Source organism: Bradyrhizobium sp. Leo170 (genome assembly GCF_004296405.1).
GTDB lineage: Bacteria > Pseudomonadota > Alphaproteobacteria > Rhizobiales > Xanthobacteraceae > Bradyrhizobium.
The window spans coordinates 1-10318 of record NZ_PSRR01000309.1; the positions used below are offsets into that span (position 1 = coordinate 1).

Here is a 10318-nt window from a genome sequence, read left to right on the forward strand (position 1 = left end):
AAGCTTGCCAAGGGAACGCGCATGGCTGCGACCAGAGGCATCGGCTAACCGCACCATCGATAGAACCAGCGCGGGCAGGCAAGCCGCCGGACGAACTCACTGACGGTGTCGATCCGGTCGCCGCGGTTGAGGGCAAGGCCCGAAGCGAGCACCCGCCATTGCGCTGACGAAATAGTCGGCGGCGGTGCCGGCGCGAGATTTGCGTTGAGGGCCTCGTTGGCTGGCCGCTGGGCATACGGGTGGTTGCCGGTCAGGGTCAGATAGGCAACCACTGCGAGAGAATAGACATCGTCGCTTTCTGTCCGCGGCTCACCCATCAGCATCTCCGGCGACGCATAAACCGGTGTTAACAGTCCAACGTCGTGGAGCAAAGCGGTGGCCCCGTCGCGTCGCGGCGGACGATCGAGCATGAGAACTGTCCCAAAGTCCACAACCTTGATTTCGCCCGTCGAGGTCATGAAGATGTTTCCCGGTTTGATGTCGCCATGGACGATCCCTAGACTGTGCATGTGAGCGAGGCCCTGCCCGACGGCGCGGACGATCTGAAAGGACACGGAGGGTGACAGCGGCCGTCCCTGGCGATCGGCCAGGACCTGCGCCAGCGAGCTGCCCTTCAAGAGCTCCATGACCAAGTAATGGTACTTGCCGTCGTAGTCGGAATCGTAGATCCTGACCAAATTCCGGTGTACGCAGTCACGCAAAAGACGCGCCTCGCGGTGCATCAGCGGTACTAATTTCTGGCGCATCTTCGCATGTGGTTGGATGACCTTCACTGCGACTTCTGGACTTTGTTCACGCGCCCACAAGCCAATCCGATCGATCGCACGATAGATGGTGCTGGTGCCGCCCTCGCCAATAACCTCTGCCAGGTCGAAGCGGCCGCCGAGCACGTATCCCAAGGGGATCTCACTCACAGCACAGCCTCAAGTAGGCATTCTATGATCGCACTCATGTCGTTGGTCGCCTGTTGCGCAAAAGCGCAAGGCAGGACCCTACCCGTCGGAACGTCGACTGCCAATAATCCGCTGAACTCATGATGCGGTGTTGCCGTTACGATCTAATTGCGACCTACCTGGAACGTGTCGCGTCGCTTACTCATCGCCACCAGGGGCGGCGTACCAGCATTGCGGCGGACCTCACCGCTCCCACCAAGGTGCCGCCAGCGGCATGTGCCCGCCTCCTGCCTACAAAGCTGAGAACTCTCGCTATCATAGGTGATCCGGACATCGGAACGAACGAAGGACACCCAAGCTGAACGGATTGCTTACACTTTCCGCCCGCAATTCATAGGTCACGTCAGGCCGGTCGGGTCGTCCGATCGCGATCGTGAAACGGTCGGGAGCGCCACGCGAGGTGGGGCGCGAGGCATCGATGAGACGGAACAGAGCCCAAGGGCCTGAGCGCTCAATCCTCTCCTCGGTTCCGTCCAGAGAAGCAAGGGCGACGGAGGCCGTGCTTGTATCGGTTCGACTCGGCCATTCAAGGTCGTAGGCACGGGGCGCCTCATGGCGATAAACGATCTCCTTGCCATCCACGACGAATGTTGCGCGCAGAAACTTGGAGGCAAGATAAACCGGCTTGATGCTCAACTTTACAACCGGAACGGAACCCGAGCCGCTGAAAAAGGACTTTCGTATCTCTCTCGCGCGTTGAAATTGATTCAGGGCGTCGGTGTGGATCGGCGCCGCCACACCGTCGATAGCTGCCAGCCCAAGGCCGGTTCTGCCCTCGATGACAAATGGCGACAGGTACTTCTGAAAATAATCATCGAGGACGCCGCCGGGACGAAAGAGATCGCCGAAGTCCTTTAAAGTTACGTCCTCGGTTGCGGCCGCAAACAATGGATAACGCTGGTAGATGGCCACCTGGCAGGACGGGGCCACATCCCGTGTCCACACGGTATCGACATGACCGTGTGCCTCTCGAAGCAAGACGCTCCATGTCGAGAGCGCGACGTCGTTCATGATGGTGCGGACCAGTTCGGGCCGTCGCGCTGAGTCAGCGCGCAAGGTGCCGAAGGCATCGTTGGCCGGATCCTTGATGCGGCGCTGAAAGAGTTGAAATGCGGCCTGGCCGGGATCGGGCGCGGTCGCGATATTGGCCATCGTTGCATACAGACTGCCGAAAAGATCGCGGATGTGATCCATGCTGGCCGCCTCTCCCGAGGCTCCGCCTAGGCCCAGTTGGGCCAGAGGCCGGAAGGCTTCGGTGATCCGTGTTCCCGGCCAGGGGGCGTCGCCCAATGCCGCCGAGAATACGGCGGCCGTTGTCTCGCCCGCCTTGACCGCGGTCTGCTCTCCGGGCGGCGGCAGGTTCGTATTGTCGCGTACGAGGGAAATGATCTGTTGCAGTGCGCTTTCTGGACTGGCCAGCCCGCGCAGGATCACGGAGGCGCGCCCCATATCGTCGAATTTGACGACGCGGACGCGGCTCAGCGCATTCGTCCAAATACGAATGTAATCGGCGACATAGCGGTCGACGACCTTGCGCACGATCTGTTGCGTATCGGCCGCATCGAACGAACTGTTGGCAAGGACCCAGTCGCCGCTTTGCTCGTCCTGGACAATGAGTGGAAGGTGCGGCAGCAGGAAATCGATCAAACCATCCCGTGTGAAGATGCCTGGAATGATCGCAGTGCCGCCCGACGAAGGGAGATCCTGCTGACCAATTGTGAAAATAGCCTGGGGCTTTATCTCCAGCTGGCCGGCTCCCAGCACACTAACGAGGTCGATTGGCCGGAGCTGCGTGTTCTCGGCGCCTTCGCGCAAAAGCCGGGCGTAGACCTGCTCGACGAGCGGACGCTCCATCAGCCGCGAACTCACTGCAATGACGAATTTTGGGTCGCTCGTGATGGGTTTCGGCAGCAACTCGATAAGACGTGAAAAATGCTCCTGCAGTTCGCCAGCTGATGTCGTCTGGAGCGCAAACGTGCGCGCCACTTCACTGCGCATAGCCTGTTCGACCTTGCCGCGGTCGAAGTGCCTCGGATCGCTCAGCATCAAATAGGTGCGGAACGTTTCCTTGGCCTGGTCCAGCAGAGTATCGTTGCCCGACCGCAATAGCGCATCAATCCGAACGGCAAGCCTTCCAGCAAAAACCGGCAGCAGGCGGTCGACCAGAATCTGGTCATAGGTTTGTTGCGCAGCTGGCGCGAGCACCGAGGTTGCTGAAATCCCGAGGCCGCCGAGCCATGCAACCCACGTGTTCTCGCCAGCTGCCAGACGCAGCCGGCGCGCGGAATTGAGGGTCGGCAGGAGCTTGACCAGATCCAGCGGCTCGCGTGCTTCCTTGAGGCGCGCTTGCATTGTCTGTGCGGCCATTCTGGTTTCAGCGATGCGTGCTTCGCTGCGAGCGAATGCGTCGTACCACTGCGTCAGCGCGGCGACCACCAGTATGACTGCCGCGAGGTAGCCACCGCAGTGCACGATCGCGAGCTTGCGTTCGAGTTTGAGATTGCGGCCGACCAGCCCCTGCTCAGCGAAGATCACGTCGGTCAGCAACTTCTTGATGAAGAATGTTTTTCCCGGCCCGATGGACGGCGTGGGTGGGCTTGCGTGCAGACCGAAATTCCTCCTGATCGCACCGCTCATCCTCTCAATCGGCACTCCTTCCTGGGCAGCGCTAGTCAAGTAGACCCCGCGCAGCATCGGTTGCACTTCGAATCGGCTCGGCCGGAAGACCTCGCTAACGAAGGCGCTGACCGCGGTCCGGATGCTCCACAATTCTTTCGGGAACATATACATCATGGCACGACGGTCATGATTACGTTCGTCATGCATGCGGAACGCCAAGTTGCCCTCGAGCCGCTCGGCAAGTTGTTGAATCTCGAGGGTTACGGCGTCGTCGATGTGATCGCCTGGTCCCTCGAGAGGAAAGGTCCTGCCCCAGACCTGGGCACGACCATCATGGTCGAGATCGTCGAAGTACTCGGTGAAGCCAACTACCAGATCGCATTTGGTTACCAGAACATAGACCGGAATACGCATACCAAAGGTCTTGGCGAGCTCCTGTATCCGCGAACGAATCGACTGGACGAGCCTGCGCCGGTTGTCATCGCCCGATAAGAGATCGCGCAGGCTGATCGCAACCAAGATGCCGTTGATCGGTCGCCGGCGCCGATGCACGGTAAGAAGATCGAGAAAGCCATGCCAGGCCGCGCGATCGACCTCGGCATCCGTATCCTGTGTCGTATAACGGCTTGCCGTGTCGATAAACACTGCCTCTTCGGTAAACCACCAGTCGCAGTTTCGCGTGCCGCCGACACCGGCCACCGGATCGACGCCAAGCTGTTCGGCCAACGGAAACTCGAGCCCCGAGTTGCGCAGGATCGTTGTCTTTCCGGCTCCTGATGGTCCAATGATGATGTACCAGGGCAACTCGAACAGATAGCTCGGTCCGCGCTTGCCGGCGAACACCGTATTGCGCAGGACCTTCAGCGCGCCCTCGAAGCGTCCACGGATGAGATCGATCTCCTCCTCGCCACGATTTTTGGAGGTCGTGACGAGGCCCTCGCTCGCCATCAATGACTTGATAACACGTCGGTTAGCACGGCGCGCCAGCCAGTAACGGACAACGATGGTGACGACGACCGTCAGGGAGAGGCAGCCGATTATGGCCGCGCGAACCGCCTTCGAAACCAGCGGATGCTGATCGAACAGGTCAAGGTGGGGACCGCCGAACCAAATCATCGCGTCGACCAGCAACAAGGTGACCAGCGTGATGATGCTTCGAACCGAAAAGAGGGCCGCGAATCGAGCGCCAAACACCTGCACCCCCCTTTAGCGTGGTCCGGACTGGCCGATCATGACGAGCAGCTGCTCAACGGGCGCGAGTTCGTCCGATAGACGCCAACGGAAGACACCGTAGCCGATCAGCCCAGTGACGGCTGCGGCGGTGAAGATGATCCATAACGGCGCGTAGCGACGCACCCGCGTACGTACTTTGGCGCCGCGCCATCGGATCGATAGTTCGGCCGGTGGTTCGCTCGTATAATCCCGCAACAGACGCCGAACGTCGGAACGTAGGTCTTCAAGCCGCTCGCGGCCTCCTTCCACCACGCGATATTTGCCCTCAAACCCCATCAACAGGCAGATGTTGATGAGCTTGAGCAAGGCGAGATACTTGGCCGGCTTTGCCTGCACGCGTTCGAGTATCTGGAAAACCTTCTCGCCACCCCACGTCTCGTTATGGAACTGGTTAAGCAGACTGTTGTCACTCCAGGCGCTCTCACGGCCCCAGCGCGTGGTCATCACCGCTTCGTCCAGCAACGCGCATATCACATAACGGGCGGCTGTGACATCGCTGTCGCTCACCTGATCTTTGGTCACACGCACCTCGAAGCGGCGAATTTGCTCGACAATTACGCGACGCAACACGCCTATATCGGCTTCGTCGGCGATGCGAAGCTGCGCGACGACCGAAAAGAGCGGTGTCGCGGCCGCGACCAAGGCGTCCTCCACTGCCTTTGGCTCAAACAGGCTTTGCACGACGATCTCGGCATGGTTCGCTGCCCACACCTCGTCGGATTCAGATACAGGCGACGACAGAGCGCCTGTCGGGAAGGCGATCTTCGGCGCAACGCAAGCGGAGGATTGCCCGACTTGAGTGTTACGAGCCGGACCGACTGGCCTGCGTCCGATGACTGTCGGTTCATCCATGTGTTTCGCACCCGTCACGTACGTTGCCCACGGATGGCCCAGAACTCGAGATGGAGATCCGAGTAGTCACCGCTGACGTGGAAAGCAAAGGCCGCCGAGCGCGGCAGGATGCGCCAGAGCTCCACCGACTGGTCCAGCTCGTAATAGACGGCATTCTGGATGTAGGGCAACTCGCGCGGCGCCACAGCGAGTGCGTGAATCGGAACACCTGGGAGCTGAAGATTGACGAGATCGCGAATCTGCTCGACCGAGCCTACTTTCATCTGCGCCGGAAGCTGGTTGCGCAACGCTTCGCCCGGTACACTTGCCACAGCGATGAGAACGAACCTAGAGTCCTGGAACAAGGTGCGGTCGGTGATCAGGCCGGTCAGAATGCCATAGCCTCGGTCCTGCAAAGGAAGCGATATTGCGGCGTTCTCGATCACAACAGACAGCAGTCTACGCAGGATATCACTCAACGGCGTGAAGCAGCTTTCGAGATCCTCATGCCGATAGGAAAGCATCACTTGCGGTTTGCGGCGATCGCCAACGAAACTCGACAGCTGCCCGGTAAGGCTCAACAATGCGCGGAAGAGGGCTTCAGGGTGATGCCCACGTGTTGCTGCGAAGTGGTCGAGCACGGCTTCTGCCCCGTTCACGATCGACAATGTAAAAAGATCAATCAGTCCGGCTCCGTCTGCCGTCGCGCGCGAGGGATCCGCGCGCGCAGAAAGCGCCTCTGCGCGTGTCCGCATCAGCGATCTGACCTCGTTCAACAGCGCGACCAGCGGCTTAACTGCGTGGATGTCGATGGCAGGCGGAACGTAGGTGTCGGATAACGTGATCGCGCGAGCCGGATCGATATCACGGATGCGACAGATAGGCAGCGTGATCAGATCTCCCTGTTCCTCGCCGTCAAAGATGAGATGTGTTGATAGCGACGCAACCTTGATATCGACCGGAGCCTTTTCAGGCGCGCTCGCATTCCGGATCTGCAAGACTTCCTGATCGTAGCGGTGCGCGAGTGCATCCCCGGAACAGACATCGCTGCCGGCCTGGCGGCGCGAGCCCACTGCGATCGTGACCAGCAGATCTTTCGCAGCCGGCGGAGGGATTCGTCCGCTCGGAAGGCGGACATGGTCCGGTGCATGAAGAGCGGTACCGTCGGGCATAATCGCTTCAAGTTCGGTAAGCGCGACTTGGCCAAGCGCCAGAAGATTACGATCAAACGCAATTTTTCGAATGCCCCAGCCGTAGCCGACCAGACCAGAAACGCGGTTCTCGACCAACTGCTCGATCCAGCGGTCGTATTGCTGAAAGTGCTGCGGACGCACCAACATGCCTTCGGACCAGATCGGTTTGCTTGTCGCAGACACTAGGCGCCTCTTCGCTGACATTCCAAATGTGCATCTGCCCGGCTATTGATCACGGCGGACCGGTCAGAAGATTTTCCACCAGTGTCGGCTAGCTTCCTGCTCAATGCTCACAGCCCCAGCAGTCAATTTTACCAAGATTCTGTTGTCACGATCGGGCTTGATTTCGGCAGTTGAGCGCCACTGGGCATCGTTGCCCGCGCGGAAGCCTGCGATAACGCCGACATTTCGGGTTTCGATCGGCGTATCGCGCTCGAAGTCGACCTTATCGCCGGGGGTCAGCTCGACCTCACGCTTGGCCACCAGATCCGGCCCAAGCCGCTTGGTGTCATCGTCGAACAGCTCGAAAAACTGCGCCTGGGTGAAGGTGGTCGTCGACTTCAGTTCGTAAATGCGCACAACGACCGGCGACGGCTTGCCGTGCGCGTTCGGATTGACGAGTTCATCGGCCTCGATGACGAACTTGATGGGCGTCGTCTTAGAGGTCTTCTCAGTCGAACAACTAGTGGCCGCAGCGGCCATCAGCAACGCACCGCCAACGACGGACAAACAATGGAGGGTGTTCGGCAACGCCATTACGCCGTCTTTCCTTCATTCCGGCCAGGTTCTGAGCGTTGCGTTTCGTAGCTTCGGGCAAATTCTTCTGCGATATAGGAGCGCGCCGTTCGATCAATGTCACCGACCATCGATGCGTGCAGCTCCACAAATCTGTCCCACAACTTGGCCTTGTTGATGCGAGCGTCGAAAAGCCCGCTATTTGCACCGTCGCTCTCGATACGCTGGGGGCTCATGTGCGTGAGCACATTGCTGACCGCGCCTCTCATTGCCGCCATTGCCGCGACCTCATGGGCTTTGATGTCCTCGAAGCCTGCGCGCACCGACCGGGAGAGCAACCGAAATCCGTGATCCTTTGCGAGCGCCTCGCGGAGGACATGATTGCTGTTGGTGAACTGTACTGCGTTGTCATTCCCGGCGCGTGTCTGCGTCGGCCCGATTTGGCACTCATTCTTGAGCATAGCCCACGCCGCCAGTATCGAATGCAGCCCGTTCGTCATCTCGGCGACCGCATGGCCGAGTTCGGCAAAGAACTCTCGACGCTGTGCTGGCGGCTCAAGATCCGGATTGAAACCGAGCGCATTCCAGAACGCCTGCAGTTCGTCTGTGTCGGATGGAGGGTTCGCAGGCAACGGCGGAGCACCGCTCCTTGTCGCGGTTCTTATCTCAGTAGCGCCGGCCACGCGCGGCGCAGCAGTTTCCTTCAGTCTCAGCAGCAGCCGATCGAGCTCCCGCTCATCGGGCGGCGGCGACCTTGAACCAAAATTCCGCAATTTCCCGAGGTGATTCGTCGGGGAGGAGGCGGTCGGCTTAGGCGCGATCCGGAGCGCTCCGTTCGGCTCATTGAGGCGCGCTTTAGTTCGCTGCGACGACACCGATGGCATGCGGCACGAGACCGGTCCCGGCAACAGATCGCCAAGATCGAGATCCTCAGGGATGATTGGCGCAGGATGGCCATTCGACAATACACTCCTGCCATTGGAGGGGGCAGAGGGCAGCGGTTGGGATGGCTCGATAAATGGCGTGTCGACCGATGACAACGGAATTGATCCGACATTTGCCGATTGCGCGTGCGAGGACGGCCTCTGGGTCGTGGCAGCGCTCGATGGTCGTCGAGCAAGATCCGCCAATGTCGGATCCACAGCCTCGATGTCGCTGCTGAGCGGCTTGTCTCCAGGGAAGGATGGCGGATGAGGTGCCTGCGGCTCGCATTGTGCCGCTGAATAGAAGATCGGGCGCGGGCCAGTCACCATTGAGAAATCGGGAGGAAGGTGCGCATCGCTTACCGACGGTGTGGCAGTCGGAACGGCTGCAGTTGCGGACTCTTGGGTGAGTGTAGGAGACGGCAACCTCGGCGTGGTACGGCCGACACACACCGCTTTCGACCCTGTCAAGCCTAGCCGTTGACGTTCCTCGACAGGATCGTCCTCGATCATTACCGAGAGGACGTAATTCGCCAAATATAGCGTATCGCCATCAGCTAGCGGCGTGGTATTGCCGCGTCCCAGCGGTGCGTCCACCGTGTTGATGTACACACCATTGGTGCTTGTATCGGTGATCGTGAAACCGATGCCATTGAATGCGATCAACGCGTGGTGTCCTGACAGCGTGTTGGTTGGATCTGGAAGCCGCCAGTAGCAACCGCGCCCGCGACCGATGGAGCCCCCTTCCGGTCCAAACGCCTGCCTAGCGTAGCGGCCCAAGGGCTCGGCGTTCTCTCCGAGGACTCCGAGTGTGAGATGCATCCTGCACCTTCAGGCTTGTTCGCCGGCACAAGTGGTCATCCGAGCGTCCCATTGAAATTGCCGTGGCGGCAGCATTGCTTTCGACTGGGCAGCATTGTTGCTGGGCCGATCGATTGTCTCATGCGCCGGTTGCGCAAGGCGAAAAGGATGGTCTCTTCGTGCGCTCAGCTGCATCGGAGACCGCGCGGGCTTTCTCTCTCAGAAACAAGGCGTGCGAACTCAAGCAAAGGAGCGCATCGGTCGTCTTACGCATCTATGTGCACTCCGCCAATTAATGTTGCCAGATTTCGATAGCAACGGTCGTGCCAACGGCACCTCCAACCTAAGCCACTGATTGAACATTAAGAATTTTTGGTCCGGCGAATGACGCCGTTGTTCTCAAACTGACAGAGGCTCGTGCAGTCGTCAGACACCGGACAAGGTGAACCCTCAGGCGATTTTTTTGACTACATCGGCCCAGTGTTGTCTAGCTATCCTTGACCAAACGGACAGCGGCAGCTTGTCGAGCCAACATGGCGTCGACTTGGGCCGCCCCAGAGATGCGTCGCCGCTTGCGGCAGGCAGTGTATTCAACGACCCGGCAGTGCTTGCGTCTTGAAACGAGCGGGCAGAAGTCTGGTGTCCCCGGCGAGTTATTGCAAACGCGATGCAGCACCGAATTCTGCCCCGAAGCTCGCATATTGGAGTTCGATATCGACGGCATCGACATGGGAGACCTTCTTTGCTGCGGGCAGATTGAGTTTGTCGCTATCCAAAAAGAATGCAGATGCGGTGCGAGTGTAGAGCCCGGTCGGCTTCTGCTTCATTAAGTCTGCGTTCTCGTCCTCTTTCTCGGCGGCGGCTTCTGGACTTACATGTCGCCAATCGGATACGAAAGCAGGAGGAGGTGTCTTCGCTCGGGCGTTCGCAGCGGAGGGCCCTGCGGTCCAGAGGGGGTCTTCACAGCCAATCTGCATATTTCACTGATGGTGAGCAGCGATTTCGCGCGATCATGAGCGCCGAATTCAGA

General features: G+C 59.5%; 7 protein-coding genes. All 7 read right to left on the minus strand.

Annotated features, from left to right (window positions below; all coding sequences use genetic code 11):
- Nucleotides 1-44 precede the first annotated feature (44 nt).
- The 7 genes from CWO89_RS34380 to CWO89_RS46305 all read right to left on the minus strand — a co-directional run bounded on the left by CWO89_RS34380 (nucleotide 45) and on the right by CWO89_RS46305 (nucleotide 10115).
- Nucleotides 45-890 carry a serine/threonine-protein kinase gene (locus CWO89_RS34380; RefSeq protein ID WP_245476712.1) on the minus strand — a complete coding sequence of 282 codons (846 nt, stop codon included), beginning with the start codon at nucleotides 888-890 and terminating at the stop codon, nucleotides 45-47.
- A gap of 318 nt (nucleotides 891-1208) precedes the next feature.
- Nucleotides 1209-4772, minus strand: a complete 3564-nt coding sequence (gene tssM, locus CWO89_RS34385) for a type VI secretion system membrane subunit TssM (protein WP_130582903.1) — start codon at nucleotides 4770-4772, stop codon at nucleotides 1209-1211.
- Between the two features lie 6 nt (nucleotides 4773-4778).
- The gene (gene icmH, locus CWO89_RS34390; protein WP_130582904.1) at nucleotides 4779-5657 is read right to left on the minus strand and encodes a type IVB secretion system protein IcmH/DotU; all 879 of its coding nucleotides are present in this window, start codon (nucleotides 5655-5657) and stop codon (nucleotides 4779-4781) included.
- 14 nt (nucleotides 5658-5671) lie between these two features.
- Nucleotides 5672-7012, minus strand: a complete 1341-nt coding sequence (gene tssK, locus CWO89_RS34395) for a type VI secretion system baseplate subunit TssK (RefSeq protein WP_165421446.1) — start codon at nucleotides 7010-7012, stop codon at nucleotides 5672-5674.
- A gap of 63 nt (nucleotides 7013-7075) precedes the next feature.
- The gene (tssJ, locus tag CWO89_RS34400; protein WP_130582906.1) at nucleotides 7076-7585 is read right to left on the minus strand and encodes a type VI secretion system lipoprotein TssJ; all 510 of its coding nucleotides are present in this window, start codon (nucleotides 7583-7585) and stop codon (nucleotides 7076-7078) included.
- Complete coding sequence (locus tag CWO89_RS34405) at nucleotides 7585-9309, minus strand: type VI secretion system-associated FHA domain protein (protein WP_130582907.1); 1725 nt, start codon at nucleotides 9307-9309, stop codon at nucleotides 7585-7587. The genes tssJ and CWO89_RS34405 overlap by 1 nt, the downstream gene beginning before the upstream one ends.
- Nucleotides 9310-9941: 632 nt before the next feature.
- Nucleotides 9942-10115 carry a hypothetical protein gene (locus tag CWO89_RS46305; RefSeq protein ID WP_165421447.1) on the minus strand — a complete coding sequence of 58 codons (174 nt, stop codon included), beginning with the start codon at nucleotides 10113-10115 and terminating at the stop codon, nucleotides 9942-9944.
- Nucleotides 10116-10318 lie beyond the last annotated feature (203 nt).

Bases quoted from the DNA above. Each gene is read 5' to 3' on its own strand.
- CWO89_RS34405 (WP_130582907.1), bottom strand. From the start codon at position 9,309: ATGCATCTCACACTCGGAGTCCTCGGAGAGAACGCCGAGCCCTTGGGC.
- icmH (WP_130582904.1), bottom strand. From the start codon at position 5,657: ATGGATGAACCGACAGTCATCGGACGCAGGCCAGTCGGTCCGGCTCGT.
- CWO89_RS46305 (WP_165421447.1), bottom strand. From the start codon at position 10,115: ATGAAGCAGAAGCCGACCGGGCTCTACACTCGCACCGCATCTGCATTC.
- tssJ (WP_130582906.1), bottom strand. From the start codon at position 7,585: ATGGCGTTGCCGAACACCCTCCATTGTTTGTCCGTCGTTGGCGGTGCG.